Source organism: Gluconacetobacter azotocaptans (genome assembly GCF_014174355.1).
In the GTDB taxonomy this organism is placed as follows: Bacteria; Pseudomonadota; Alphaproteobacteria; order Acetobacterales; family Acetobacteraceae; genus Gluconacetobacter; species Gluconacetobacter azotocaptans.
The window spans coordinates 221398-247472 of record NZ_JABEQF010000004.1 but is presented as its reverse complement, the minus strand read 5'-3'; the positions used below and the strand labels follow the sequence as shown (position 1 = coordinate 247472).

Below are 26075 nucleotides of genomic sequence, written 5' to 3'. Positions count from 1 at the left end.
CAGGCAAGGGCGTTGCCCTTGACCCACCAAGGGCAACGCCCTTTGGAAACCCAGAATTTTATGAAACGAATGGGGATACAAGGGCCGAGGCCCTTGCGGGTTCGGGCAGAACCCGACTTATCGCATCCCGTGGGTAGGCGGCAGGGCCAGGAAATCCTGCCAGGGTGCGTAATGCGGCGGCAGCAGCGCCGACAGTTCGCCCAGGCCCAGGACCGCCGACGCCACGGCAATTACGACCAGGATCGCGCGCCATGCCCCCAGCGCCAGCCCGACCCGTGCCACGAACCATGTCAGCCACAGATTGTACCCCAGCACGATGCCGTTCAGCAGCAGCGTGGCCTTCAGCGTATTCGTGCCCGAGGGCAGAACCACGGCCAGCAGCGCCACCGAGCCCAGCATGACGAACAGCACCAGCCAGTCGCACCACAGCGCCGCCGCCATATACCGCGGCCACAGGGCTTCACGCCCCCACAGCCGCGCCAGCAGGTGGGTCACGACGACAGGCGCCAGAACCAGACAGAGCGAGAACACAACCTTGGTGCCGCTCAGGCCGCCCGGAGCCTGGACGATGGTCAGCAGGCCACCCACCAGCCACAACGCGATTCGCGGCGCCAGGGCCGTCAGCACGGCGTCCGGCGTCGCGCCGAAGCAGCTCATCCCGTCGCGCCGTCCACGGCCCAGAAGCAACATGCCCCGGAAGATGTTCCCGGCCCCGCCGGGCAGCGACCCCTGCGGCAATCTGCGTCCCTGCATTATCTCATCAGCCTTTCAAGAAAGGACGCATAGATGTCCGTCAGTTCCTCGAGGTCGGCGACGGATGCATGTTCGTCGACCTTGTGCATGCTGGCGCCTACCAGGCCGAATTCCGCAACCGGGCAATAGCGGCTGATGAAACGGGCGTCGGAGGTCCCGCCCCCGGTATCCAGCCGCGGTTCCCGGCCCGTCACCGCGCGGATCGCCGCGACCAGCATATCGACCTCGGCGGTGGGCTGCGTCAGGAAGGCCTCGCCGCTGATCCGGACATCCGCTTCGGCCGCCGGGGCATGGGTACGGCAGACCGATGCGATCCACTCCGCCAGGCCCTGCCCGGTATGCAGGTCGTTGAACCGGATGTTCAGCCGCGCCTCCGCCCGCCCGGGGATCACGTTGGTGGCGGAGTTGCCCACGTCGATGCTGGTGACCTGCAGACTGGACGCCTCGAACCACTCGGTACCGTCATCCAGCGGCACCGCCGTCAGTTCAGCCAGGATCGCCAGCAGGCGATGGACCGGATTGTCCGCACGGTGGGGATACGCCACGTGCCCCTGGATACCGGGCACGACAATCCGGGCATTCAGGCTGCCGCGACGCCCGATCTTGATGACGTCGCCCAGATGTTCCGGATTGGTCGGTTCGCCCACCAGGCAGAAATCGGGGATCTGGCCGTGGTCGCGCATCCATTCCAGCACCCGGACGGTACCGTGGGTGGCGGGGCCTTCCTCGTCGCCGGTGATCAGCAGGCTGATCGACCCCGCCAGGGGCCGCCCGTCGGACAGGTAGCGGTCGATCGCGCCGACGAAGGCGGCAATCCCGCCCTTCATGTCGCAGGCCCCCCGGCCGTACAGCCGACCGTCGCGAATCACCGCATCGAACGGGCCGCTGGTCCAACCCTGCTCGCCCGCCGGGACGACATCGGTATGGCCTGCGAAACACAGATGGGGGCTGCCGCGGCCCAACCGGGCAAATAAATTGGGCGTGCGCGCGGCACCCTCGCCAAACGGCAGATCGACGATGTCGAAGCCCAGGCCCCGCAGGGCCGTGGCCAGAACGCCGATCGCCCCGCCGTCGTCCGGCGTCACCGACGGCGCGCGGATCAGGTCACGCGCCAGCGGCAGGGTGGCGGACGTGGGCCGCTGCATCGCCGGCCCGGTCAATCCCGCAGCAATTCGTTGATCGAGGTCTTGGAGCGGGTGCGCTCGTCCACCCGCTTGACGATCACCGCGCAGGCCAGCGCCGGCAACGGCGCGCCATCGGCCGAGGTCGCCTGGCGCGGCGGCAGGGTACCGGGGACGACGACCGAATAGGCCGGCACCCGACCCACGAACACCTCGCCGGTCGCACGGTCGACGATCTTGGTTGATGCGCCGATGAACACCCCCATCGACAGCACGCTGCCACGCTCGACGATCACGCCCTCGGCCACTTCCGACCGGGCGCCGATGAAGCAGTCGTCCTCGATGACCACCGGGGCGGCCTGCAGGGGCTCCAGCACGCCGCCGATACCGACGCCGCCGCTGATATGGCAGTTGCGGCCGATCTGCGCGCAGCTTCCGATCGTTACCCAGGTATCGACCATCGTGCCGCTTTCGACGCGCGCGCCGGCATTGACGAAGCTGGGCATCAGCACCACGCCCGGCGCGATGTAGGCCGAGCGGCGAACGATGGCGCCCGGCACGGCGCGGAACCCGGCCTGGGCGAAGCGCGCTTCGTCCCAGCCATCGAACTTCAGCGGAACCTTGTCGAACGACGGCGCACCGGCCCCGCCGCCTGCCATCAGGTGGCTGTCATTCAGCCGAAAGGACAGCAGCACCGCCTTCTTCAGCCATTCATTCACCACCCAGCCATTCTGGCCCGGGGCCGCGACGCGCAAGTCGCCGGCGTCCAGCCCCGCCAGCGCGATCTCGACGGCCTCGCGATCTTCTCCGGTCGTCGCGGAAGACAGCGTGTCGCGCCGCTCCCACACGGCCTCGATGCGGTTCTGGAGGCTCTGGTCGGTCATATCCTGGCAATCCTGTCGGTGGGGGCGACGGGCCTGTGCCCCGGTCGCACTGTCATGTCGCACTGTCATAATGTGGCGGGACCATGCGAAGGAAGCCCCGCACTGTCAACGCATCTCGGCCGGCCGGCGTGCCGCGCGGGTCCCCCCGCGCGATCGGACCTTACTCTCCGCGGATCAGGGTTCCCGGCCCGGCCTCGGTGAACAGCTCCAGCAGGCACGCATGGGGCACGCGTCCGTCCAGGATCACGGCCGCCCGGGCGCCCGCGCGCACCGCTTCCAGGCAGGTTTCGACCTTGGGGATCATGCCGCCGCTGATCATGCCGCTGGCGATGCCGCGACGGGCTTCCTCGGCCGTCAATTCGGGGATCAACACGCCGTTTTCGTCCAGGACGCCCGGCACGTCGGTCAGCATCAGCAGGCGGGTGGCATGCACCGCCCCGGCGATGGCGCCGGCGGCGGTGTCGGCGTTGATGTTATAGGTTTCGCCGTCTTCGCCGCAGCCGATCGGGGCGATGACCGGGATCAGGCCCGAACCGGACAGCGCATACAGCACACGCGGATCGATCCGCACCGGCTCGCCGACAAATCCCAGATCCAGAACCCGCTCGGCCTGGGTGTCGGCGTCGCGGACCGTGCGTTGCAGACGCCGGGCGGTGATCAGACCGCCATCCTTGCCCGAAATCCCGACGGCCAGCGCCCCGGCCTGGTTGATCAGGCCGGCGACCTGCTTGTTCACCTTGCCCGACAGGACCATTTCGATCACATCGACCATGGCGGCATCGGTGACCCGCAACCCGTCCACGAAGGTCGATTTGATCTGCAGCCGCTGCAGCATGGCGCTGATCTGCGGGCCGCCGCCATGGACCACCACCGGATTGACGCCCACCAGCTTAAGCAGGGCGATATCGTGGCCGAAGGCGTTCGACAGCGAATCGTCGACCATGGCGTGGCCGCCATATTTGACCACCAGCGTATCGCCGGCGTAGCGGCGAAGATAGGGAAGCGCCTGGGCCAGTACGGCCGCCCGTTCCTGCGCGTCCTTCACGGTCTGTGCGATGTCGGTCATCGGATCGTGCCTGTTTTCCTCATGATCGGGCCTGTCTGGCCCCGCCGCCGCTCAACCCGCCTGCGGCAGGGCCAGGGCAGCCAGTTCGGCGCGCAGTTCGGGGATGCCCATTCCGCTGTCGCTGCTGGTGGCGATGATGTCGGGAAAGGCCGCGGCATGCTGGCGGGCAAGGTCGGTGGCCTGGGCGCATTTGGCCGCCAGCGCGCCGGGTTTCAGCCCGTCGCACTTGGTCAGCACGATCTGGAAGGTCACCGCCGCGCGGTCCAGCAGCTTCATGATCTCGCGATCCGATTGCTTGACCTCGATCCGCGAATCCAGAAGCAGGATGACGCGCTGCAAGGTCGGTCGCCCCCGCAGGAACGAGAACATCATGCCCTGCCAGTCTTCCTTCACGTCCTTCGCCGCCTTCGCATACCCATAGCCGGGCATGTCGACCAAGGTCAGCCGTCCAGGGAAATCGAAGAAATTCAAATGCTTGGTTCGACCCGGCTCGGACGAAGCCCGGGCCAGGGCCTTTCGTCCGGTCAGGGCGTTGATCAGGCTGGACTTGCCGACATTCGACCGGCCGGCAAAGGCGATCTCGGGCAGGTTGGGCGGGGGCACCTGCTCCAGCTTCTGCGCACCGAAGACGAAGTCGCAGGCGCCGGCGAACAGCAGGCGTCCGGTCTCGACCAGATTCTCCTGCTCCTCGGGGTTACGCGGGCTTGCTTGGAAATCCGACATGCGGTCAGGCGCTCACTTCCGTCCGGTCGCCGGAATGGCGGCGGTCTTCTCGATATCGCCCTTCATGCGGTGCTGGATCAGCAATTGCTGCGCCATCGTCAGCAGATTGTTCCAGCAGTAATAGATCACCAGTCCCGAGGGCTGACGGGCCATGAAGAAGGTGAACAGTACGGGCATCAGCTGGAACATGCGCTGCTGCGCGGGGTCCATCGCCGCCGGGTTCAGCTTCTGCTGCACATACATCGTGGCGCCGAACAGGATGGGCCAGATCCCCAGTTGCAGGAACGGCGACAGCACCGTCGGATCCCACGGAATCAGGCCGAACAGGTTGAACAGATTGGTCAGGTCCGGTGCGGACAGGTCGTGAATCCAGCCGAAGAACGGCGCGTGCCGCATTTCGATGGTGATGTACAAATCCTTGTAGAGGCACCAGAAGACCGGGATCTGCACCACCATCGGCAGGCACCCGCTGGCCGGGTTCACGCCTTCGGCCTTGTACAGCGCCATCATCTGCTGATTCATGGCCATCTGGTCGTCTTTGTAGCGCTCGCGCAGGGCCTTAACCTTGGGCTGCAGCTGGCGCATCTTGCCCATCGAGCGGAACTGGCGCGTCGCCAGCGGGAAGAACAGCGCCTTGACCAGCAGGGTAAACGCCATCAGCGCCAGGCCGAAATTGCCCAGAAGCGTATTCAGCCAGTCCAGCACGTAGAAGATCGGGCGCGTCAGGAAGGCGAACCATCCGAAATCGACGGCCTTCCAGAAATCGGGGATGTGCAGGCTGGCTTCGTAGCGTTCCAGCAGGTCGACCTCCTTGGCGCCGGCGAAGACATGGCTGCTGGTCGAGGCCGTCGCCCCGGGCGCCACCACCGTCGCCGCCTGGGCGATGAAGCCCACCTGATAGATGCCGGCCCCGCTGTTGGCCTGATAGCCGTAGCTGCCCGTCACCGCCGTGTCCTGCTGCGGGATCACGGCCGTCAGCCAGTATTTGTCGGTGATGCCGGCCCAGCCGCCCTGCCCGGCCTTGCTCCATGCCGTATTGGCCGGCGGCGTCGCCCCAGTGCGCAGCGTCTTGTACGAGCTTTCGTCAAGCCGTCCGTCGATGACCGAAATCGGCCCTTCATGCACCAGATAGCCGCCGGTTTCGGTCGGCGTATAGGCGCGGTCGACACGGGCGTAGGGGTACAGCGACAGCGGCTGGCCGGACTGGTTGCTGACCTGCTGATCGATCGCGAACATGTAGTGGGCGTCGATCGAAACCACGATCCGGAAAATCACGCCCTGCCCGTTGTCCCAGGACAGCGTCACCGGATGGTCGGCGGTCAGTTTCGGGGAATCGCTGCTCCACACCGTCTGGGCGTCCGGCACCCGCACCTGGCCGCCCGGCAGGTTCATCCAGCCGATTTCGACATAATTGGGCTGCGGGTCGTGCGCAGTCTCCAGGATCCGGACCTGCGGGCTGCCCTTCTGGACGGTCTCGTGATAGTCGCGAAGGACCATGTCATCCAGCCGCGCGCCCAGCAGGTCGATCGACCCGCTGACCTTCGGCGCGTCGATCGGCAGCCGGGTCTCGGCCTGGGGCGCCGGCACCGACACCGGCTGCGAACTGAGGCCGGCAAGCGGCGCGCCCGAACGGGCGCCATTCGCCGGCGGAGTCTGCCGGTCGGTCTGCCCGGCCTGCTGCGCGACCTCCTGATGGCTCTGCTTCGGCATGAAATATTCGAAGCCAACCAGAACCAGGGCGGACAGCAGCGTCGCCACGATAAAACGCTTGGTATCCATCAGCGACCAGCCAGACTCTCGTTATCTATGGGAAGAACAGCAGGAGGCACGCGGGCGCTCCTCTGACGGCACGGGATCGTATCCGCCGATATTCCAAGGATTGCAACGCAAGATCCGCCATCCGGCAAGAATCGCGCCGCGCAAGGCGCCGTGGCGACGCAGGGCCTCCAGGGCGTAATCGCTGCATGACGGGACGAATCGGCAATTGGGGCCGAGAACCGGCCGGAAGACCCATTGATAGAGGCGAATCGCCCCGATCAGGGGCCAGGCCAGAACGGTCCGGGGCACGATCATTCCCCTTCCCGCACGCCGGCCTTGCGCAAGGCCCGCCGCAGGTCGCCGACCAGCGCGGAAAACGCGCGACCGCCCGTGCCGCCCCGTCCGATCAGGACAAGATCGACGCCACGCAGGGATTGCTCCCGCTCCACGGCGCGCACGGCCTCGCGCAGGCGTCGGCGCGCACGATTGCGCACGACAGCGTTCCCGACCTTTTTTGTCACGGTAAAGCCGATCCGGGCGGGATCGGCATCCTCCCGGCCCAGAGCCTGAAGCACAAGTCCGGGAGAGGGTACCTTCCGCCCCCGGGCGGCAACCCGCAGGAATTCAGACCGTTTCTTGAGACGGACGGACCGGTCGGCCACTGTCAGCAGCCCCCTGCAACATCAATGTCCCGGATCGTGATCCGGGAACATGACAGGCCTGACAATCAGGCGGACAGGCGCTTGCGGCCCTTGGCACGGCGATTGGCGATCACCTTGCGGCCACCAACGGTTTCCATACGTGCGCGAAAGCCGTGACGGCGCTTGCGGACCAGCTTAGACGGTTGATACGTGCGCTTCACGACGGCACTCCCCGATTGACAGCAATAATTTCATCGCGGATTAAATCCACGACATGTCCGGGCGACCTGAAGGCACCCGACCCGAGGCGCGCCTTATACTGCCCGTTTTCCAAGGCGTCAACGTGGAAGAACCCCAGCCATGACCGGCCATGATATGCGGCCCCATTTCACCCTTTCCACGCGCCGTGCGGGATATGACGCATGACGGACGACACCGAATCGAACATCAGGGCACGCCAGACCGCGCGCGTGCTGCACGATGTACGCGGGCTGCTGTCCCCGGCCGTGCTGCAGGCCGACAAGCTGACCACCCATTCGGACCCGCAGGTCCGTGACGCGGCGGAGGGTATCCTGAACGCGGTGGAACAGGCCGTCCAACGGCTGAAGGACCTGTCCCCCCGGCAGCCCCCCGACTGAGGGGGCCGGGGCCGCGCTCAGCCGCGCTGGATCAGTTCGATCTTGTAGCCGTCCGGGTCCTCGACGAAGGCGATCACGGTCGTGCCGAATTTCACCGGACCGGCCTCGCGCGTGACCTTGCCGCCACCGGCACGAACGGCCTCGACCATGCCCGCCACATCGGGCACGCCGACCGCGAAATGGCCGAATCCGGTGCCGACCTCATAGCCGTCGTCCTGGCCCCAATTGTAGGTCAACTCGATTTCCGCCTGCCCCGCCGCATTGTCGCCGTAGCCGATGAAAACCAGGGTGTATTTACCCTCCGGGACCTCACGGCGCCGCAACTCCCGCATGCCCAGCAGCGCATAGAAGGCAATGCTGGCTTCGAGATTCCGGACCCGGACCATCGTATGCAGATAGGAACCCATATCGATTCTCCCGTTCAGAAAGACACAGGACGACGGATCGCGGCGGATCCGCCGTCAAAACAGTTTCTTGCCGTCCCCGGCGGAAATGCCGACCAGGAACAGGCCCGCGGCGTTTGCCGCAGCGACGCAGGCCGCCGGATCGGTCAATAACGTCGCACCGGCCTGAAAGGCGATTCCCCGCAACCCGACTGCCGCCGCCCGATGCACGGTATCGGGTCCGATCGTCGGAAGGTCCGCCCGGCGATCCTGCCCGGGCTTGAGCATCTTGACCAGCACGCCGCCAGGGCGGCCGGGCTGGCGGCAGTCGCCGGCGCGCAGCAGCATGGGGTCCGTGCCCTCCATGGCCTCCACCGCCAGGACCAGACCGTCCTGCACCACGCATCCCTGCCCGATATCCAGCCGCCCGATGGCTTCGACCACCATACGGCCACGCCGGATATCGGATTCCGCCCCCGCGTCGGGCCGCACATCCCCCAGCACGCCCTGCCGGCCGACCGATCCGGCAAGAAATTCATGGGCGCCGTGGACGGCGAATCCTTCTTCGCCCAGCACCCGCACAATCGCGGCCAGCAGGCCGTCATCGCCGGAAAACAATGCCCGCCCGATCCGCGCCATGATCCGCGCGCCCGTAGCATCCGGCCGCAGGTCGGAAAAGGAGGGACGGCGGACCGGACCGATCAGCACCAGGTCGCGGCACCCCTCGGCCCGCAGACAGGCCAGGATATCCCCGGCGGCGGCCAGCCGGATATAGCGATGCGGCCACGAGCCGATCACCGTCGGGTCGGCGAAATCGAGGAATCCGACAATGAAGGGACGCAGGCCCAGCGCCTGGATCGCGCGCGCGACCTGACCGGGCAATGGTCCGCCGCCGGCCAGGATCCCGACGCAGTCCCCCGACACGGCCGGCCTGCCCGAATCGCGGCTCGGCCCGTCGCCCTGATGGGCCGCCATCAGCGCGTCCTAGACACCGTCGGTTTCGACCAACCCCGCACCGCCACCGGCAACGCGCACCAGGCCGCGCCGACTGGGGGCCTCGATGAAATCCAGGATTTCGTCCACCTTAGCGTCACCGCCATATTCGGCTCGCACGGCTGCAAGCCGAAGGCTGAATGCCGCGGATTCATCGTCCATATTGCGGGGATACAGGGCGCGGAACGCCCGCCGCAGGCGATGCATCTCGTCCGACTGCACGCCGTTACGCTTCAGCCAGATCCAGTGCAGGCCCACCAGCCGGGCGCGATTGCCCAGGACGCTGCCATAGGGAATGACGTCGGCTTCGACGCCGCAGACACCGCCCACCAGCGCCCCGCGGCCGATCCGCACGAACTGATGCAGCGCCGCGGCCCCCATGATCCGGGCATAGTCGCCAATGGTGACATGCCCGCCCATGACCACGTTGTTCACGATGATCACCCCGTTTCCCAGGGTGCAGTCGTGCGCCACATGGGCATTGGCCATGATCAGGCAATCGTCGCCGATCTGGGTCAGGCCGCTGCCTGTGGCCGTGCCGCGATGGATGGTCACGTTTTCGCGGATGACCGTTCGCGCGCCCACGACGCAGCGCGTGGGCTCGCCCCGGTATTTCAGATCCTGGGGCGCCATGCCGATGGTGCTGAAGGGGTAGCATACGACCCCCGGCCCGATCCGCGTCGCCCCGTCGACGATGACGCTGGCGATCAGATGAACCCCGTCCTCGATCACCACGTCGGGTCCGATCGAACACCAGGGGCCGATCCTGACCCCCCGACCGATACGCGCCCCGTCCGCCACAATGGACGAGGGATGAATCTCAGCGGCCTTCAGCCCGGCGTCCAATCCTGCCACGTCGGTCAATACGTTCTCTCCCAGAACCGCCTCGGCCCCGCCGGGGCCGGGAATGGGGCGCCGCAGGCCACGGGACCCCTCGTCCCGTTGGCCGCGCGGCCACTTACCCCATGATCATCGCACTGAAGGTGGCCTCGGCCACCGACACGCCGTCGACCCGTGCAACGCCTTTGAATTTCCAGACGTTGCCCCGGCTGCGCTCTTTTTCGACATGGATCTTCAACTGGTCGCCCGGACCAACCGGCCGCCGGAACTTCGCGCCGTCGACGGTCATGAAATAGACCAGCTTGCCCTCGAACGCTTTTCCCAGGGTCAGCACCACCAGCGTCGCCGCCGTCTGGGCCATCGCCTCGATGATCAGCACACCCGGCATGACCGGACGCGTGGGAAAATGCCCCTGGAAATGCGGCTCGGTCGCCGTGACGTTCTTGATCCCGACGGCGGACGTGCCCAGTACGATGTCGACCATCCGGTCGATCATCAGGAACGGATAGCGATGGGGGATCGCCTCCATGATCCGCATGACATCGATCGCCTCGATGCAGATGGGGCCGTCGCCCGCCGGAGGAACCTCTACTTCTTTATCCACGTCGTCCAACCATCTTGCTCGGGAGAGCGGGACACGTCATCCTTGCGACCGTCTACCCGCCTGTCCCGGTTGAATTCCGGGGGCCTGGAGCCTCAGGCCTCTCCCCCCCCGTTTTGCGACGCCTTCTTCGCCAGGCGCCGCAACACCGCCACGTTCCGGAAAAACTCCCGAAATGGCATCGCCGGGCTGCCGATCACGTCAGCCCCCGCCTCCACATCCGACATCACCCCGCATTGCGCGCCGATCCGGGCCTTGGCGCCGATGCGGATGTGGCCGATCAGACCGGCCTGGGCCGCAACCGTGACGAAATCACCCAGTTCGGTAGAGCCGGAGATCCCTGCCTGAGACACCACGATGCAGCATCGGCCAAGGCGCGTATTATGGCCAATCTGCACCAGATTGTCGAGGCGCGAGCCCGCGCCGATCACCGTATCCTGAGATGACCCCCGGTCGATGGTCGAATTGGCGCCGACCTCTACCCCGTCTTCCAGCACCACGCGCCCCAGTTGAGGGACCGTCTCGAACCCGTCGGGGCCCACGGCGAAGCCGAAGCCCTCCTGCCCGATGCGCGCCCCGGTCAGAAGGGTAACGCGATCGCCCAGCAAGGCGTGCGACACGCAGGCATGGCTGCCCAGCCGGCACCGCACGCCGATCATGACCCCGTCGCCGATCACGGCATGGGCGTCTATGCGGGTCCCCGCGCCGACCTGAACATTCGCGCCCAGCACGACGAAGGGGCCGATCTGCGCCGTCGGATCGATCACGGTCCCCGCGCCGATGACCGCCGTCGGGTGAATCCCCGGTTCGACCGCCGGCAGCGGGTGGAACAGGCTGGCGACCCTGGCCCAGGCCAGATAGGGCGTCTGCGATACCAGCCCGATCGTGCCCTTGGGCAATTTGTCGACGAAGGCGGATGACAGGATCACTACTCCTGCCTTCGTCTGCTCCAGCAAGGGCGCATAGCGCCGGTTATCGAGGAAGCTGACCTCCCGCGGGCCTGCGGACTGAAGCGGCGCAATGCCGACATACGGGGCGGCATCCCCGCCGTCGGCACCGCCGGCCTCGATCCTGGCCCCGGCGCACTCGGCCAGGACCTGGATCGGAAACGGACCGTTCCGCTCGAAAAATCGCCGGTCGCCCGGCAGGGCGGATACCTGCCTGTCCATCAAACGGCGTGCCGTTACCGGTGCGGCGCGGCGGCGGGCGCCACTGCCGGGGCCGGGGCAGCCTGCTGGCGTTCGGCATCGGCCGTTGTCGGCATGGTGCCCGATTTCGCCAGCTCTTCCGGATCGACGTTCGCCGCCGGGATGAACACCGTCGGCAGCACCGTGTTCAACTGGTTCGCGACCTGCTGGGTGATATCCAGCCCATCCTGGCTCAGGGCCACCTGTTCGCGGTGCAGGACCAGGTTCATGCCCCGGCTGGCCGCGACCTGACGGATGATCTGCACCAGTTCCCGCTCGATCTGGCCCAGCGAGACCTGTGCCGCTTCTTGGATGATCCGGTTACGGTTGCGGAAATCGCGCTGGGCGGCGATCACGCGCTCCTGCAGATGGCGCTCGCGCAGCTGGATCTGGTCCGACGCCATGTTCTTGGCCTGGGCCTGCAGCTTCTGCTGTTCGTCGCGCCAGCCGCCCTGCTCCTTCTGGGCATCGCGGGCCAGTTCGTCCCGCCGGGTGCCCAGCACGCGCTCGGCCTGCTGCGCCGCCGTGGACAGGCGCATGACATCCGGCACGCTGATGACGCCGATCACCGGCGTGGGCGGGGCCACACCACGCGGAATATCGGGCGAGGCCGGCACCGGCGGCAGCGGCAGGACCGGCGGGGTCTGGGACTGGGCTTCCTCACTGTCGGCGGGCGCCGGGGGCAGCGGGACAGGCGCGGGCGTGGCGCGCGGGGCCGCGTGCTGGGCCGCGCCGCCGGCGGCCGGCTGGGCGGTCTTGGGCACGAACCAGCCGGCATTTCCACCCGACGATCCAGCCGCCTGCGCGAAAGCGCCGGTCGAGGCAAGATCGGCGCAGGACATCACAACGGCGGCGAGCAGCGCGGATACGCCACGGGAACGAAGCATTGTCACCTCAGAATTGCTGGCCGAAGCCAAAGCGGAACAATTGGGTCCGGTCATGTTTCTGCTTCAGGACCGGGATACCCAGATCGATGTTGATCAACCCGAACGGACTTTTCCACGAGAAGCCCACACCGGTACTGACACGGGGCGTCAGCGTATCGCCATAGACCGGGGTGTAGCGCGGCATGTCCTGCAAGGAGGTATAGCGGCGCGGCACGCGCAGCCCGTCCAGGCCGCCCGCATCGACGAAATAACGTCCGCGAATGCCCATGTCCGCACCCAGCGGCATCGGGAAATTCACCGTCGCCGACGCGGTATATAGGAACCGGCCACCGATGAAATCCTCCTGGGAATGCATCGGATAGGTCACGCCGTTATAGGTATAGGCCGGAATACCCATGGTGCGCGGCCCGGCGCCGCCGTCGAGGAAGCCCCGCAGCGTACTGCCGCCAAGATAGAAGTTGTCGATGACGTCGCTGCGTCCGCCGCCCCAATTCGCCAGTTCACCCGCGCCAGCGGTCAGCGCGACCGTCCAGTCATGGTTGCCCGTCAAATCGTCCAGGGGGATGTAATAGGCGGCGTCCAGCTTGCCGCGGACATATTTCTCGTTTCCGCCCAGCCCGGCGAAATCGCCCCCCACACGCACGACGTACCCGCTGTGCGGCTGCATGCGATTGTCGCGCGTGTCATAGGTCAGGGTCGTGCTGAGCTGCGAGAGAAGCGACCAACCCGTCTGGTCCAGGATGTACCACGATGCGTCGCTGTAGGTATTGCCGACGTTTCGATCGGTCAGCGCATAGCTCCAGGACTGCGACAGATGGTTGTTGTAGGCGTATCCCATGCGCAGGCTGATGCCGTACCGGCCTTCGGAATAGTTCTGGTAGGTCTGGTAGTTGTTCTCGATCGCAAAGATATCGACGCCAGCCACCAGATTGCGGTTCAGGAAGAACGGATCCGAGACCGAGATATCCGCCTGGCGCTGGTAGTAGGCCATCGTGCCCGAAATGCCCGCATCGACGCCCGACCCCAGAAGGTTATGCTGCTTCACGCCGATATTGCCCAGGATACCGACGTCGGTCGAATAGCCGCCACCCAGCGAGAATTCGCCGGTCGGCTTCTCGACCACGTTGGCCGCGACGTTCACGCGATCAGGCCCCGAACCCGGCGACTGGTCGATGGAGACCGAGCTGAAGTACCCCAGATCCTGCAGGATCGCCTTGGAATACTTCCGGTCCGCCGGGGTGTACGGGTCGCCCTCGGCCATCGGCAACTGCCGCCGGATGACCTTGTCCTGGGTGATCGTATTGCCGTTGATGTCGATGCGTTCGACGTAGACGCGCGGGCCTTCGCTGACGTCGAACAGCAGGTCGACGGTCCGCTTTTCGGGATTGCGGGCGATTTCCGGACGCACCATGGCGAACGGATGCCCCTGCCCCTGAAGGATTTCCTCCATGTCCGTCGCATTGTGCTGAACGGCAGAGCCATCGTACCATTGATGCGCGAACAGTTCGATATATTTGCGCAGGGACGCCGCACTGACATGCTTCAGCGACGAGCGGATATTCAGCCGGCCCAGGCGGTAGCGCGCTCCCTCCTCCATCGTGAAGGTGACGTAGAACGACTTGCGGTCGGGCGACAGCTCGCCGGTCTGATTGCGGATCTGGAAATCGACGAAACCGTTGCGCAGATAGAAACGGCGCAGCAGTTCGGCATCGTACCTGATGCGCTCGGGATTATATTCGTCGGACGAGGAGAAGAACCGGTACCACGTCGTCTCCTTCGAGGACACGACCTGCGCCAGCCGGGCTTCGCTGAACGCATGGTTGCCGACGAACGCAATCTTCTTGATCAGCGTCTGCTGCGCCTCGTTGATCTGGAAGACCACATCGACGCGATTGTGGGACAGACGGATGATCTGCGGCGTCACCGTGGCCGCATAGCGCGCCTTCTCGGCATAGACGCCCAGGATCTTCTGCCGGTCGGCCGCCGTGGTCTGCGTCGAGAACACGGCGCGGGGCCGCAGCGAGATGACCTTGCGCAGGTCCTCGTCCTTGGCCGCGTGATTGCCCTCGAACACGATGCGGTTGACGATCGGGTTTTCGACCAGGCGCACCTGCAGGACATTGCCCGCCCGATGCAGCGTCACGTCCTTGAACAGGCCGGTGGCGTACAGGGTCTTGAGTGACCGGTCCAGCTGGTCCTGATTGAACGGATCGCCCGGCTGGACGACCATGTAGGACAGGACCGTGCTGGTCTCGATCCGGTCATTGCCGCTGATGTCGATGGATTCGATTATGCCGCCCGACGGTGCATGGACCGCCGGCGCGCGGCGCGCGGCGGCACCGGAACGCGATTTCTGGCCGACCTGCGCCTGGGCGGTTCCGGCAAGAAAAACAGGCACGAGACAAACCGACGCAAGCAGCGCAGAACGTTTACTCGACAAAATCGGCTTCCCCCAAACCAGACGGTCCACTGACCCGACACAAGCCCGCGCGAATGGATTCGGCATGGCCCGCTGTCGATGATACCCGCTTGGCGGACGTATCCGAAATCCACCCCGTCACGCAAGCACCTCTATGACCTTGCCATCATGGCATCATCCGGTCAGGGAAGCGACCCAGCGAAACAAGCCGAAATGTGACAGGTCATTGAAAGTCGAGAACAGGAACAGGCTGGCGATCACGGCGAAACCGGCCTGAAAACTGATATCGCGCACCCGGCGCGATACCGGCCGGCCCAGAATGGCCTCGAAGGCGTAGAAAACCAGTCGCCCGCCGTCCAGCACCGGGATCGGGAACAGGTTGATCAGGCCCAGGTTGATCGACAGCAGCGCCATGAACGACACCAGGCTGGCCAGCCCGTACTGGGCGACCTGCCCCGACATCTGGGCGATGCGCAGCGGCCCGCCCAGATCCTTGGCGCTGTGCTGGCCGGTGATCATCTGCCACAGGCCGGCCAGCGTCTGGACCGACAGGTGCCAGGTCTCGTCCACTGCCGAGACGATCGCCCGCGGCAGTGGCTGCGGCTGGCCGACGGTAGCGGTGAACATCACGCCCAGCTGGCCGCTCCGGTTGCCGGACTGATCGGTGACGGTGCCGACAGTCACCGGCAGGGCGATATCGTGACCGGCCCGATGGATGGTGATTTCGGTCTTCACCCCCGGTTCCGCCGCGATCCGGGCCTGGATGTCGGCAACATTGCCCACCGCCTGGTCGCCGATCCGCACGATGACGTCGTCCGGCCGCACCCCCGCTTCGGCGGCAGCGCTGCCGGCGACGACCTGCCCCACGACGTTACGGACCTCAGGACGGCCGCTGAAGGTGAACAGCCCGGCAAACAGGACAATGGCCAGCAGAAAGTTGAAGACCGGCCCGGCCACGATGACGATGGCGCGGGACAATACCGGTTTGTCGTGGAAGGTCCGGCCCGGCAGCCATGCCGCCATCTGTTCCGGCGTTGCGTCCTCGGGGCCTTCGAAGCCGTGCGGCTTTACGTATCCGCCCAGCGGAACCGGGCACAGGCGCCATTCGGTGCCGACCTTGTCATGCCACCGCAGCAGCGGCCGGCCGAACCCGATCGAAAAGACCTCGACATGCACCCCCCGCCACCGGGCGGCGAGATAGTGGCCGAGTTCATGGATGAAGACCAGAACGCCCAGCACCAGGGCAAAGGCGAGAACGGTCCGAATCAGATCGGGCATAATGACGGGCTATCTCCTGATGATGATCGTCCGGACAATCCGGCGCGGATCAGGCCGCACGCGATGCCGTGCGCAACCGGGCGGTGCGGCGTGCTTCCTCGTCCCATCGCAGGACGGCCTCCAGCGTGTCGGCGGCCTGATGGCCGATGGCCTGCATCACGTCCTCCACCACCCGCGCGATGTCCAGGAAACCGATCGCCCCCCCCAGGAAGGCCTCGACCGCGATCTCGTTCGCCGCAGATAGAATAGTGGGGACGGCGCCGCCAGCCCGCAAGGACTCGCGCGCCAGGCGCAGGGCGGGAAAGCGGGTCTCATCGGGCTCTTCGAAATCCATCCGGCCCAGGGTGGCCAGGTCCAGGCGGGGCGAGGTCGTCGCCATGCGGCGGGGCCAGGCCAACGTATGGGCGATGGGGATGCGCATGTCGGCCGAGCCGAGCTGCGCCACGATGCTGCCGTCCGTGTACTGCACCATGCCATGCACCACGGATTGCGGATGCACGACCACGCCGATGCGGTCCTCGGTCAGGTCGAACAGCCGTGCCGCCTCGATCACCTCCAGCCCTTTGTTGAACATCGTCGCCGAATCGATGGTGATCTTGGCGCCCATCGTCCAGGTCGGATGGCGCAGGGCGGCCTCGGGCGTCGCCTTTTCCATTTCGGCCAGGGTCGCGCGGCGGAACGGGCCGCCCGATGCCGTCAGGACGATTTTCTCGATCCCGTCGATTTGCCGGTCGGCCAGGGACTGGAAGATCGCGTTATGTTCCGAATCGACCGGCAGCAGAGTCGCGCCCGCATCGCGCACCGCACGCAGCATGACGTCGCCGGCACATACCAGGGCTTCCTTATTGGCCAGCGCGACCGATCCGCCATTGCGGACGGCGGCCAGGGTGGGTTCCAGACCGATGGCGCCGGTGATCGCCGCCATGGTCCAGTCGACCGGCACCGCCGCCGCATCGATCACCGCCTGCCGGCCACCGGACACGGCGATATCCGTCCCCTCCAGAAGGGCCTTCAATTCCGGCAGCCGCGTCGCATCGGCGATGACGGCATGCGCGGCCCCCAGCGCACGCGCCTGCTGGGCCAGGCGGGGCACATTGGTGCCCCCGACCAGGGCCTGGACGTGGAACCGTTCCGGCGCCTGCTGCAGCAGATCGACCGTAGAGCAGCCGATACTGCCAGTACTGCCTAGAACGGTGACTTTCTTCATGCTTTCCTGTTCCCTGATCGGTAAGCGAGGATATGTCTCAAGGCCCCTGTGTCCCTGCGGCGACGGGGCCGGAATGCCCCCCTGGAATCGCCAGCAGGGCCGAAACCAGGCCCGACGGCGTCACATACCAGAATGCGGCACCGCCCGCCGCCCCCAGCGACAGCAGGGCTGCCAGCGGCGCCGCGACCAGGAGGCCGTCGAAGCGGTCGAGCAACCCGCCGTGACCGGGGATCAGCGCGCCGGAATCCTTTACGCCCCGCGCACGCTTCAGCGCGCTTTCCGCCAGGTCGCCGATCTGGGCCGCAATGGCGGTCAGGCCGCCGAACAGCGTGCCCCGCCACCAGTCGCCTGCCCCACCCGACACCGCCATGAACACGATTGTCCCGGCCAGCATCGCGAAGACCATTCCCCCGATCGACCCCGACCAGGTCTTTGCCGGGGAAATGGCGGGGGCGAGCTTGGGGCCGCCCAGAAGGCGGCCGACCAGATAGGCGGCACTGTCGCTGACGACGACGCAGGTGACGACGAACAGCACCACGCCCGCACCGGGAACCGTCATGTTCCGCAGCCACAGCAACGCCACGCCGGCACATCCGATGACCACCTGCCCCGCCCACAAGGCCGGCCCGAACACGAAGCCGCCCGCCATCACCACGAACGCCCCGCGCCATTGCCCGTCCAGCGCCGCGGCCCCCGCCGCCAGCGGCCAGAGCAGATACAGCACGCCGCGCCAGCGCGTCGGACGCAGGTCGAACAGGCGCCCCCATTCCAGCGCCATGCCGGCCATGGCCAGCAGGATCAGGATCGCATAGGCGATGCCCCCCGCCCAGACGCACAGGGCCGCCAGCGGCACCAGCACGGCCGCCGAGGCCAGGCGGGCGCGCAGATCCTTCCAATTGCGCGCAGGCCGGGAGGAAACAGCCCCCCCGGCGGGATCAGACGGCAGGGCGAGCACCGAAACGCCTTTCACGACGGGCGAAGGTTTCCAGCGCCGCGTCAAAATGACGTTCGTCGAAATCGGGCCAGAGCGTTTCGATGAAGATCAGTTCGGCATAGGCCGATTGCCACAGCAGGAAATTCGACAGGCGACATTCGCCGCTGGTACGGATGATCAGGTCGGGATCGGGAATGTCAGCGGTCAGCAGGAAGCGGCTGAACAGGGCTTCATCCAGTTCACCGGGGTCGATCGCGCCGCTGCGCGCGGCAAAGGCCAGCCGCATGGCCGCCTGCACGATGTCGGCCCGTCCGCCATAGGACAGCGCCAGCACCAGGGTCAGCTTCGTATTGGCGGCCGTCTGCTCCTCGGCCCGGCGCGCCTCGTCCCGCACGTCGGGATCAAACCGGGACAGATCGCCGATGACGCGAATCCGCACGCCCTCGCGGCACAGCTCGGCGACCTTGTGCCGCAGGTAATACCGCAGCAGCGCGGTCAGGTCGGCCACCTCGTCGGGCGTGCGCCGCCAGTTTTCCGAGGAGAACGCATAAAGCGTCAGACAGCCCACCCCGCGCGTGATCGCAGCCCGGATACAGCGGCGAACGGCCTCGGCCCCCGCGCGATGCCCCGCCACGCGCGGCAGGCCACGCGCCGCGGCCCAGCGCCCGTTCCCGTCCATGATCACCGCCACATGGGCCGGCGCGACCCGCACGACGCGGGTCTGATCCAGGTCGGCGACGGTCGGACCCGTGACGGAATTTGCCGCCGGGACGCCATCCCCGGCCAGGCGACCGGGTACGGAACGGACGGTCACGGCCGCGTCAGACCTGCTTGATCTCGCGTTCCTTGTCCGCGAGCATCTCGTCGATCCGCTTCACATACTGGTCCGTCAGCTTCTGGATCGCCTCGGACCAGACCTTGACGTCATCCTGGCTGATCTCGGTCTTCTTTTCGTGCAGCTTGGTCTGGTCCATGCCGTCGCGACGCACGCCACGCACCGCGATCTTCGCGTTTTCGGAATATTTTCCGGCCGTGCGGGCCAGTTCGCTGCGGCGCTCGGCCGTCAGCTGCGGGATGGGAACACGCACGGTCTGCCCGTCGGCCGCCGGGTTCAGGCCCAGGCCGCCATCGCGGATCGCCCGTTCCACCGCGCCGACCAGGGACCGGTCCCAGACCTGCACCGTCAGCATCCGCGCCTCGGGCACCGCGATCGAGCCGACCTGTGTCAGCGGCACCTCGCCGCCGTAGGCCTCGACACGCACCGGCTCCAGCAGCGCGGGGCTGGCGCGGCCCGAGCGCAGGCCGGCGAAATCGCGGCGCAGGCTTTCCAGGGCGCCGTCCATGCGGCGCGTCAGGTCCTCCAGCAGTGTCTTCTGATCAGCAGCCACAATGGCCCTCCCATACGCAACGGGCGACACGCTTGCGGCCACCCAGTCCAATCACGACGTCCGGCAATGCCGGCGCGCTCAGTTCGCCTCGACGATCCGGGTAAACAGCCCCTCGCCCCGCATCACCTGGGGAAACGCCCCAGGCGCATGGATGTTGAACACCACGATCGGCAGGCGATTTTCCCGCGCCAGGCTGATGGCAGCGGCATCCATGACGTGCAGGTCCTTGGCCAGGACATCCAGGTAGGTCAGCCGGTCGTAGCGCGTCGCAGCCGGGTCCTTGCGCGGATCGGCGGAATAGACGCCGTCCACCTGGGTGCCCTTCAGCAGGGCGTTGCACTCCATTTCCGCGGCCCGCAGGGCGGCGGCGGTGTCGGTGGTGAAGAACGGATTGCCGGTGCCGGCGGCGAAGATGACGACCCGTCCCTTTTCCATGTGGCGCACCGCACGGCGGCGGATATAGGGCTCGGCCACCGAGGACATGTGGATGGCCGACATGACGCGGGTCGGCACCCCATGGCGTTCCAGGGCGTTCTGCACCATCAGCGCGTTGATGACGGTCGCCAACATGCCGGCATAATCGCCCTGCGCCCGGTCCATGCCGCGGGCCGCCGCGGCGACGCCGCGAAAGATGTTGCCACCGCCGATTACCAGGCAGACCTCGACGCCCGAGCGCGCAACCTCGGCGATGTCGGTGGCGATGGTGTCGACCATGTTCGGGTCGATGCCGTACGCGCCGTCGCCCATCAGGGCCTCGCCCGATACCTTCAGCAGAACGCGCCGATAGCCGAGGGCCGAGTCTGGTGCTGGATCTGTCATGGAGCCCCCGGGAACAGCAAGATAAATGCACACAAGGGACGTCCGCTCTGGGACGTCACCCCGTAAAGACCCCTCTTATATCCGGTTGGGGCAGGTCACAAGCACGCTGATCACCCCAGCCGCCCCTTGGGTCAGGGGGCGTCGTCCAGGCCGATGGCGCGCAGCCGTGCCCGTTCCTCGTCCCAGCCCGCGCGTTCCTTCACATTCAGGAACAGATGGCACGTCCGGCCCAGAAGACGCGAAAGATCCTTGCGCGCCTTCTCGCCGATCTCGCGGATCCGGCTGCCCTTTTCCCCGATCAGGATCGCCTTGTGGCCGGCCCGCGCGACATAGATCGTGACCTCGATGCGAACCGACCCGTCCGGCTGTTCGCGGTAGGTCTCGGTCTCGGCCGTCGCGGCATAGGGCACTTCTTCGTGCGTCTGCAGAAAAATCTGCTCACGCACCAGTTCGGCCGCCAGCAACCTGTCAGGCAGGTCGGTCAGATCGTCCTCGGGATACAGGTACGGCCCGGGCGGCAGGGCCTCGGCCAGGGCCTTCAGCAGGTCCTCGACACCGTCGCCGGATCGGGCGCTGACCATGTAGACATGTTCCACCGGCAACAGCGCCGACAATTGGGCGGTCAGCGGCAGCAGGGCCTGCCGGTCCACCAGGTCGGTCTTGTTCAGCACCAGCCAGACCTTGCGCTTCGACTTCGCCAGTTGCTCGACGATCGCGCGCAGCGATTCGGTCACGCCCCGGCGGGCATCGACCAGCAGCAGGGTGATGTCCGCGTCCTCGGACCCCGTCCAGGCGGCCGCGACCATCGCGCGATCCAGCTTGCGCCTGGGCTGGAAGATGCCAGGGGTGTCGACCAGCAGGATCTGGCTGGTCCCGCGCATCAGAATGCCGAGCACGCGAAAGCGGGTCGTCTGGGCCTTGGGGCTGACGATCGACAGCTTCGCGCCGGCCATCCGGTTCAGCAGTGTCGATTTCCCGGCGTTCGGCGCCCCGACGATGGCCACGAAGCCGCAGCGGGTTGTCATGTCACGTGTTCCTTCCGGCGGGGCCGTCCGGCGAATCGTCTCGCCCCGGGCATTCCCGTCACTGTCTGTCATTCGAACCGCCGCAGCAGGTCGGCCGCGGCGGCGCTTTCGGCCACGCGCTTGCTGCCGGCCACGCCTTCGGCCGACAGGCCCGCCGCCGTCACTTCGATGACGAAGCGCGGCGCGTGCGATGGCCCGTCCATCTGCACCGTCCGGTAGGACGGCAGTGGCAGTCCCCGCGCCAGGACCCATTCCTGCAACGCGGTCTTGGGGTCCTTGGGCGGTTGGGCCTGCGCCACGATGGAGTCGTTCCAGGCCCGGTGCACGAAGCGTCGCGCGGGCTCCAGCCCACCGTCCAGATAGACCGCACCCAGGATCGCCTCCACCGCGTCGGCCAGGACGTTCGCCATCTGCCGAACGCCGGCGCGGGCCTCATGCTCGGCCACGTCAAGCACCTTCGGCAGCTCCATCGCCTCGGCAATCCCAGCCAGGACCGGCCGGGACACCAGATGCGCGTGGCGCGGACCCAGCGCACCTTCCTGCTCGTCGGGGAAGCGTTCCAGCAACCATTCCGCCATCAGCAGGCCCAGCACACGGTCGCCGATGAACTCCAGGCGCTCGTTCGAGCCGGCCCCGCGCCGGGCGGCGGGCTGGCGGGCACGCCGGGCCACCCCGCCATTGCGCTGATGGGCCGCCGAACGATGGGTCAGCGCCTCGCGCAGCAGGTCGGCCCGGCGGAAATGATAGCCGATACGGGCCTCGACAACCGTCAGCGGGTCCCCGCCACCATCCGGTGCGGCGTCGCTCATTTCACCCCCATGAACAGGCGCGCCCAGCGGATTTCGGCGGGCCACATCCAGAATTCCCAGACCGGATAGCGGGCCTCCACCGACAGGAAGATCCATTTGGCCTGACCGATCAGGTTTTCCATCGGCACGAACCCCAGATCCTCCGGGTCATCGCCCATGAAGCGGCTGTCCGCGCTGTCGTCGCGATTGTCGCCCATGGCAAAGAAATAGCCCGCCGGCACCACATAGACAGGGGTGTCGTTCTGAAACCCCTCGTTCGTCAGCTTCAGGATATCGTGCGCCACCGTTCCCTGGCCGCCGCTGCCGGGCAGCATCTCGCGGTAGCGCTGGCCTTCCATGTTGGTACGGTGTTCGTCCACCGCCACGTAATCGCCTTCGGCCAAGCGCGGCACCAGCACATCGTTGAGATACAGCTCGCCGCCGCGGACCTGGATACGGTCACCCGGCAGGCCCACGATCCGCTTGATATAGTCGATCGACGTATCCTTGGTGAAGCGGAACACCGCGACGTCGCCCCGGTGCGGCATCCGTCCGAAAACCCGCCCGCTGAACAGGTCGGGCGAACGCGGCAGCGAGAAATGGGAATAGCCGTAGCTGTATTTCGCAACCCACAGATAATCGCCGACCTGCAGCGTCGGGATCATCGAGCCGGACGGGATGTTGAACGGTTCGAACAGCGCCGTGCGCACCCCCACGGCCAGCAGCCCCGCGATGAGGATGGTGCGGATCAGGTCCCACGCCCCCCTCAGGGCCGGCATGGCGCCCCCCGCCGGCAGGGAGGAGGAATTGGTCTTGCGCTGGTCATCCATGGGGCAGCTGTCTAAATCCGGATAAGGGGGCCGGGCCGGAGGGAATACCGGGCCGGACGGCAGAGCCCGCGGATGAAGCCGAGGGGACCTTCCCCTGTCAAGCGCGCAAGGCCCTTCGACACTACCCCGACCCTAGGCCGGGGGGCCAGCCTCGATCATCACCTGGGCGAAGGCGTAGGGATATTCGTCCGTCATCGTCAGCAGTAGCCGGGCCTGCCGCCCCGCGGGCACGAGCGTGTCCAGGCGGGCCCTGGCCCCGCCCGTCAGGATCATGACCGGTTGGCCGCCGGGCAAATTGTCGACGCCCAGATCGTGATGAAACACCCCCTGCGCAAAGCCGGTCCCCAGCGCCTTGGCGCAGGCCTCCTTCGCCGCCCAGCGTTTGGCGTACGCCCCCAGGCGCGCCTGGCCGTGACGCCGTTCGGCACGACGGATTTCGGCGTCGGTGAACACCCGGCGCAGGAATCGCTCGCCATGGCGGTCCAGCACGCTGGCGATCCGCCGGACGTCGCACAGGTCGGACCCGATCCCGATCAGCATCCGTCCCGCCCGTGCCAGTTCATCCCTTCGCGCGCTCGACCTGCAGGATCCCGTTCGCCGCCCGCAGCGACGCGATGACCGAGGAGAGGTGCCGCAGGTCGCGGACCTCGATATCGGCCAGGATCTCCATGAAATCGAGCTGGCGGTTGACGATCCGCAGATTGACGACCGTGCCGTCGTGCTTCGACGCCGTGTTGGTCAGCGTCGCCAGCACCGAGGGCTCGTTCGCCGCGACGACGGTCAGGCGCCCGACATGCGGTTCGGTCGCGCCCCGGCCGATCAGATCGTAATCCCAATCGACATCCATGAAGCGTTCGGGCGTGGCGGCGAAGCTTTCCAGGGTCTGGCAACCGGCGGTGTGGATGGTGATGCCCTTGCCGGTGGCGACGATTCCCACGATCCGGTCGCCCGGCAGGGGATGGCAGCAGCCGGCGAAATGCACAGCGATTCCGGGGCCGATGCCCGCCAGCGCCATGCCGCCGCCCGCCTTCGGCCGGCTGCCGGTGCGCGAGGGCGCGCGCATGGGAATGCCCGGCACCATGCGCGGGGCACGGGGCGTCTGGCGCAGTTCCGGATAGGCGGCGTGGACCACGTCGCGCGGGCCGATATTGCCGTTGCCGACGGCGACGTACAAATCCTCGACCGACGCCTGCTTCAGGTCGGACAGGATGCCGTCCAGCACCTTTTCCGATCCGTCGACACCTTCCTGCCGAAAGGCCTTGGCCAGGGCGGCGCGGCCGCCATCGACATGAGCCTCGCGCTGCTGGGCGGCGACATGGCGCCGGATGCGGGCCCGCGCCTTGCCGGTGACGGCGAACCGTTCCCACGACGGCGACGGGGTGCCGCCGCGCGCGGTCATGATCTCGACCTGATCGCCGTTCTGCAATTCATGCCGCAAGGGCATCAGGCGGCCGTTGATCCGCGCCCCCACGCAGGTGTCGCCGACCTGGCTGTGCACCGCATAGGCGAAATCGACCGGCGTGGCCCCGCGCGGCAGCGGGATCAGTTGCCCCTTGGGGGTGAAGCAGAACACCTGGTCCTGATAGAGTTCCAGCTTCGTGTTCTCGAGGAATTCGTCGGGCGCCGACGAATCCTCGAGAATATCCAGCAGGTCCTGGACCCAGCGCAGGCCGGTCACCACCCGCGCTGCGTCCTCGCTTACACCCGGCACCTGCTTGTACAGCCAGTGTGACGCCACGCCGTTTTCGGCGATGTCGTGCATTTCGGCGGTGCGGATCTGCACCTCGATCTTCTGGTTGCGCGGGTGGCGCAGCGTCACGCCGGTATGCAGGCTTTGGTATCCGTTCGCCTTGGGCGTCGAGATATAATCCTTGAACCGCCCGACAATGACCGGATAGGCGGCATGGACCGCGCCCAGGGCGATATAGCAGGCCTCGCGCGTCGGCACGATGATGCGGAAGGCCATGATGTCGGAGAGCTGCTCGAACGCGACATTGCGCTTCTGCATCTTCTCCCAGATCGAGAACGGCGATTTCTCGCGCCCCGTCACCTCGACCTCGCCCAGCCCGGCGGCGCGGCACAGTTGGGTCAGTTCGCGCCGGACCTCCTCGATGACGTCGGCGCCCTGCCCGCGCAGGTAATTCAGGCGGGCGCGGATGGTGGCGCTGGCTTCGGGTTCCAGTTCGACGAAGGACAGGTCCTGGAGTTCGCTCTTGACCTTGTCCATGCCGATGCGCCCGGCCAGGGGCGCATAGATTTCCATGGTCTCGCGCGCAATGCGCTGGCGGCGGTCCAGGCGCTGCACATAATGCAGCGTACGCATGTTGTGCAGCCGGTCCGCCAGCTTGACGATCAGGACCCGGATGTCCTTGGACATCGCGAGCACCAGCTTGCGGAAATTTTCGGCCTGCTTGGTGCGGTCGGACTGCAGTTCCAGCCGCGTCAGCTTGGTGACGCCGTCCACCAGGTCGGCCACCGTCGACCCGAATTCGGCGCGCAGGCGGTCGTAGGTGACGCCGGTATCCTCGATCGTATCGTGCAGCAGGGCCGTCGCGATCGAGGGCATATCCAGATGGAAGCCGGCCAGGATGTTGGCGACCGCCAGCGGATGGGTGATGTAGGGGTCGCCGTTGTCGCGCGCCTGACCCGCATGGGCCTGCTGCGCGACGGCGAAGGCGCGGCGGATCAGATCCAGATCGGCGTCCGGGTCGTAGGTCCGGATCCGCCGCAGCAGGCCCTCGCACGAAATCGTCCGGACGGCGACTGCCGCTTCGTCGGGAAGCGATCCGGCGGGCACGGGACCCGCCACAACGGGACTATCGGGAGACGTCACAGGCGAAAGGGGCGCCGCCCGACTGGCAACAACAACATGTCCAGAACCAGAAGGATCCGCCGCCTTTCGCCCCATGGGC

At 66.8% G+C, this 26075-nt stretch carries 28 protein-coding genes; 1 reads left to right on the top strand and 27 read right to left on the bottom strand.

Going from position 1 to position 26075, the window contains the following annotated elements:
• Positions 1 to 117: 117 nt before the first annotated feature.
• From HLH34_RS07035 to rpmH, 9 genes are all read right to left on the bottom strand, one after another.
• A complete protein-coding gene (locus HLH34_RS07035) occupies positions 118 to 753 on the bottom strand; it encodes a hypothetical protein (RefSeq protein ID WP_220792069.1) in 636 nt (211 codons plus the stop codon).
• The gene (gene dapE, locus HLH34_RS07030; protein ID WP_183118885.1) at positions 753 to 1898 is read right to left on the bottom strand and encodes a succinyl-diaminopimelate desuccinylase; all 1146 of its coding nucleotides are present in this window, start codon (positions 1896 to 1898) and stop codon (positions 753 to 755) included. Before dapE ends, HLH34_RS07035 begins: the two co-directional genes overlap by 1 nt.
• An 11-nt stretch (positions 1899 to 1909) precedes the next feature.
• Complete coding sequence (dapD, locus tag HLH34_RS07025; protein WP_183118884.1) at positions 1910 to 2758, bottom strand: 2,3,4,5-tetrahydropyridine-2,6-dicarboxylate N-succinyltransferase; 849 nt, start codon at positions 2756 to 2758, stop codon at positions 1910 to 1912.
• A 160-nt stretch (positions 2759 to 2918) separates the two neighbouring features.
• Positions 2919 to 3824, bottom strand: a complete 906-nt coding sequence (argB, locus tag HLH34_RS07020) for an acetylglutamate kinase (RefSeq protein ID WP_183118883.1) — start codon at positions 3822 to 3824, stop codon at positions 2919 to 2921.
• Positions 3825 to 3875: 51 nt separating this feature from the next.
• Entirely contained in the window at positions 3876 to 4547 is a 672-nt protein-coding gene (yihA, locus tag HLH34_RS07015) for a ribosome biogenesis GTP-binding protein YihA/YsxC (RefSeq protein WP_183118882.1), read from the bottom strand.
• 12 nt (positions 4548 to 4559) lie between these two features.
• On the bottom strand, positions 4560 to 6326 hold the full coding sequence (gene yidC, locus HLH34_RS07010; RefSeq protein ID WP_183118881.1) for a membrane protein insertase YidC: 1767 nt from the start codon (positions 6324 to 6326) through the stop codon (positions 4560 to 4562).
• 21 nt (positions 6327 to 6347) lie between these two features.
• A complete protein-coding gene (yidD, locus tag HLH34_RS07005; RefSeq protein ID WP_183118880.1) occupies positions 6348 to 6620 on the bottom strand; it encodes a membrane protein insertion efficiency factor YidD in 273 nt (90 codons plus the stop codon).
• Positions 6617 to 6967, bottom strand: a complete 351-nt coding sequence (gene rnpA, locus HLH34_RS07000) for a ribonuclease P protein component (RefSeq protein ID WP_183118879.1) — start codon at positions 6965 to 6967, stop codon at positions 6617 to 6619. The genes yidD and rnpA overlap by 4 nt, the downstream gene beginning before the upstream one ends.
• A 65-nt stretch (positions 6968 to 7032) precedes the next feature.
• A complete protein-coding gene (rpmH, locus tag HLH34_RS06995; RefSeq protein WP_012553083.1) occupies positions 7033 to 7167 on the bottom strand; it encodes a 50S ribosomal protein L34 in 135 nt (44 codons plus the stop codon).
• A gap of 201 nt (positions 7168 to 7368) precedes the next feature.
• On the opposite strand from rpmH, the gene HLH34_RS06990 reads away from it, so the two are divergent.
• Positions 7369 to 7584, top strand: coding sequence for a hypothetical protein (locus HLH34_RS06990; protein ID WP_183118878.1), 216 nt, complete (start codon positions 7369 to 7371; stop codon positions 7582 to 7584).
• Between the two features lie 17 nt (positions 7585 to 7601).
• Here HLH34_RS06990 and gloA read toward each other — a convergent pair whose 3' ends face one another.
• From gloA to HLH34_RS06900, 18 genes are all read right to left on the bottom strand, one after another.
• On the bottom strand, positions 7602 to 7991 hold the full coding sequence (gene gloA / locus HLH34_RS06985) for a lactoylglutathione lyase (RefSeq protein WP_183118877.1): 390 nt from the start codon (positions 7989 to 7991) through the stop codon (positions 7602 to 7604).
• 54 nt (positions 7992 to 8045) lie between these two features.
• The gene (locus HLH34_RS06980; RefSeq protein ID WP_183118876.1) at positions 8046 to 8942 is read right to left on the bottom strand and encodes an LpxI family protein; all 897 of its coding nucleotides are present in this window, start codon (positions 8940 to 8942) and stop codon (positions 8046 to 8048) included.
• A 9-nt stretch (positions 8943 to 8951) separates the two neighbouring features.
• On the bottom strand, positions 8952 to 9824 hold the full coding sequence (gene lpxA, locus HLH34_RS06975; RefSeq protein ID WP_244959723.1) for an acyl-ACP--UDP-N-acetylglucosamine O-acyltransferase: 873 nt from the start codon (positions 9822 to 9824) through the stop codon (positions 8952 to 8954).
• A gap of 94 nt (positions 9825 to 9918) precedes the next feature.
• Positions 9919 to 10404, bottom strand: coding sequence for a 3-hydroxyacyl-ACP dehydratase FabZ (gene fabZ / locus HLH34_RS06970; protein ID WP_183118875.1), 486 nt, complete (start codon positions 10402 to 10404; stop codon positions 9919 to 9921).
• A 92-nt stretch (positions 10405 to 10496) separates the two neighbouring features.
• Entirely contained in the window at positions 10497 to 11570 is a 1074-nt protein-coding gene (lpxD, locus tag HLH34_RS06965; RefSeq protein ID WP_183118874.1) for a UDP-3-O-(3-hydroxymyristoyl)glucosamine N-acyltransferase, read from the bottom strand.
• Positions 11571 to 11584: 14 nt separating this feature from the next.
• Positions 11585 to 12475, bottom strand: coding sequence for an OmpH family outer membrane protein (locus HLH34_RS06960; RefSeq protein WP_183118873.1), 891 nt, complete (start codon positions 12473 to 12475; stop codon positions 11585 to 11587).
• A gap of 7 nt (positions 12476 to 12482) precedes the next feature.
• Positions 12483 to 14768: an outer membrane protein assembly factor BamA gene (bamA, locus tag HLH34_RS06955; RefSeq protein WP_373318590.1), complete on the bottom strand. Its 2286-nt coding sequence runs from the start codon at positions 14766 to 14768 to the stop codon at positions 12483 to 12485.
• Between the two features lie 300 nt (positions 14769 to 15068).
• Entirely contained in the window at positions 15069 to 16172 is a 1104-nt protein-coding gene (rseP, locus tag HLH34_RS06950) for an RIP metalloprotease RseP (protein WP_183118871.1), read from the bottom strand.
• A 49-nt stretch (positions 16173 to 16221) separates the two neighbouring features.
• On the bottom strand, positions 16222 to 17379 hold the full coding sequence (gene dxr, locus HLH34_RS06945) for a 1-deoxy-D-xylulose-5-phosphate reductoisomerase (protein ID WP_183118870.1): 1158 nt from the start codon (positions 17377 to 17379) through the stop codon (positions 16222 to 16224).
• Positions 17380 to 17416: 37 nt separating this feature from the next.
• On the bottom strand, positions 17417 to 18325 hold the full coding sequence (locus tag HLH34_RS06940) for a phosphatidate cytidylyltransferase (protein WP_183119010.1): 909 nt from the start codon (positions 18323 to 18325) through the stop codon (positions 17417 to 17419).
• Positions 18315 to 18992, bottom strand: coding sequence for a polyprenyl diphosphate synthase (gene uppS, locus HLH34_RS06935; protein WP_240161530.1), 678 nt, complete (start codon positions 18990 to 18992; stop codon positions 18315 to 18317). The genes HLH34_RS06940 and uppS overlap by 11 nt, the downstream gene beginning before the upstream one ends.
• Positions 18993 to 19134: 142 nt before the next feature.
• Positions 19135 to 19701, bottom strand: a complete 567-nt coding sequence (gene frr / locus HLH34_RS06930) for a ribosome recycling factor (protein WP_183118869.1) — start codon at positions 19699 to 19701, stop codon at positions 19135 to 19137.
• Between the two features lie 78 nt (positions 19702 to 19779).
• Positions 19780 to 20520 carry a UMP kinase gene (gene pyrH, locus HLH34_RS06925; RefSeq protein WP_183118868.1) on the bottom strand — a complete coding sequence of 247 codons (741 nt, stop codon included), beginning with the start codon at positions 20518 to 20520 and terminating at the stop codon, positions 19780 to 19782.
• Positions 20521 to 20651: 131 nt separating this feature from the next.
• Positions 20652 to 21545: a GTPase Era gene (gene era, locus HLH34_RS06920; RefSeq protein ID WP_183118867.1), complete on the bottom strand. Its 894-nt coding sequence runs from the start codon at positions 21543 to 21545 to the stop codon at positions 20652 to 20654.
• 68 nt (positions 21546 to 21613) lie between these two features.
• Positions 21614 to 22354 carry a ribonuclease III gene (gene rnc, locus HLH34_RS06915; RefSeq protein ID WP_183118866.1) on the bottom strand — a complete coding sequence of 247 codons (741 nt, stop codon included), beginning with the start codon at positions 22352 to 22354 and terminating at the stop codon, positions 21614 to 21616.
• Entirely contained in the window at positions 22351 to 23163 is an 813-nt protein-coding gene (gene lepB / locus HLH34_RS06910) for a signal peptidase I (RefSeq protein ID WP_183118865.1), read from the bottom strand. The genes rnc and lepB overlap by 4 nt, the downstream gene beginning before the upstream one ends.
• Positions 23164 to 23295: 132 nt before the next feature.
• Positions 23296 to 23703, bottom strand: a complete 408-nt coding sequence (gene acpS, locus HLH34_RS06905) for a holo-ACP synthase (RefSeq protein ID WP_183118864.1) — start codon at positions 23701 to 23703, stop codon at positions 23296 to 23298.
• A 19-nt stretch (positions 23704 to 23722) separates the two neighbouring features.
• A complete protein-coding gene (locus tag HLH34_RS06900; protein WP_220792067.1) occupies positions 23723 to 26071 on the bottom strand; it encodes a RelA/SpoT family protein in 2349 nt (782 codons plus the stop codon).
• Positions 26072 to 26075: the final 4 nt, after the last annotated feature.

Coding starts and splice junctions, on each gene's coding strand:
- HLH34_RS07035 (WP_220792069.1), bottom strand. CDS start 753: ATGCAGGGACGCAGATTGCCGCAGGGGTCGCTGCCCGGCGGGGCCGGG.
- dapE (WP_183118885.1), bottom strand. CDS start 1,898: ATGCAGCGGCCCACGTCCGCCACCCTGCCGCTGGCGCGTGACCTGATC.
- dapD (WP_183118884.1), bottom strand. CDS start 2,758: ATGACCGACCAGAGCCTCCAGAACCGCATCGAGGCCGTGTGGGAGCGG.
- argB (WP_183118883.1), bottom strand. CDS start 3,824: ATGACCGACATCGCACAGACCGTGAAGGACGCGCAGGAACGGGCGGCC.
- yihA (WP_183118882.1), bottom strand. CDS start 4,547: ATGTCGGATTTCCAAGCAAGCCCGCGTAACCCCGAGGAGCAGGAGAAT.
- yidC (WP_183118881.1), bottom strand. CDS start 6,326: ATGGATACCAAGCGTTTTATCGTGGCGACGCTGCTGTCCGCCCTGGTT.
- yidD (WP_183118880.1), bottom strand. CDS start 6,620: ATGATCGTGCCCCGGACCGTTCTGGCCTGGCCCCTGATCGGGGCGATT.
- HLH34_RS06990 (WP_183118878.1), top strand. CDS start 7,369: ATGACGGACGACACCGAATCGAACATCAGGGCACGCCAGACCGCGCGC.
- gloA (WP_183118877.1), bottom strand. CDS start 7,991: ATGGGTTCCTATCTGCATACGATGGTCCGGGTCCGGAATCTCGAAGCC.
- HLH34_RS06980 (WP_183118876.1), bottom strand. CDS start 8,942: ATGGCGGCCCATCAGGGCGACGGGCCGAGCCGCGATTCGGGCAGGCCG.
- lpxD (WP_183118874.1), bottom strand. CDS start 11,570: ATGGACAGGCAGGTATCCGCCCTGCCGGGCGACCGGCGATTTTTCGAG.
- HLH34_RS06960 (WP_183118873.1), bottom strand. CDS start 12,475: ATGCTTCGTTCCCGTGGCGTATCCGCGCTGCTCGCCGCCGTTGTGATG.
- rseP (WP_183118871.1), bottom strand. CDS start 16,172: ATGCCCGATCTGATTCGGACCGTTCTCGCCTTTGCCCTGGTGCTGGGC.
- dxr (WP_183118870.1), bottom strand. CDS start 17,379: ATGAAGAAAGTCACCGTTCTAGGCAGTACTGGCAGTATCGGCTGCTCT.
- uppS (WP_240161530.1), bottom strand. CDS start 18,992: ATGGACGGGAACGGGCGCTGGGCCGCGGCGCGTGGCCTGCCGCGCGTG.
- pyrH (WP_183118868.1), bottom strand. CDS start 20,520: ATGACAGATCCAGCACCAGACTCGGCCCTCGGCTATCGGCGCGTTCTG.
- era (WP_183118867.1), bottom strand. CDS start 21,545: ATGACAACCCGCTGCGGCTTCGTGGCCATCGTCGGGGCGCCGAACGCC.
- rnc (WP_183118866.1), bottom strand. CDS start 22,354: ATGAGCGACGCCGCACCGGATGGTGGCGGGGACCCGCTGACGGTTGTC.
- lepB (WP_183118865.1), bottom strand. CDS start 23,163: ATGGATGACCAGCGCAAGACCAATTCCTCCTCCCTGCCGGCGGGGGGC.
- acpS (WP_183118864.1), bottom strand. CDS start 23,703: ATGCTGATCGGGATCGGGTCCGACCTGTGCGACGTCCGGCGGATCGCC.
- HLH34_RS06900 (WP_220792067.1), bottom strand. CDS start 26,071: ATGGGGCGAAAGGCGGCGGATCCTTCTGGTTCTGGACATGTTGTTGTT.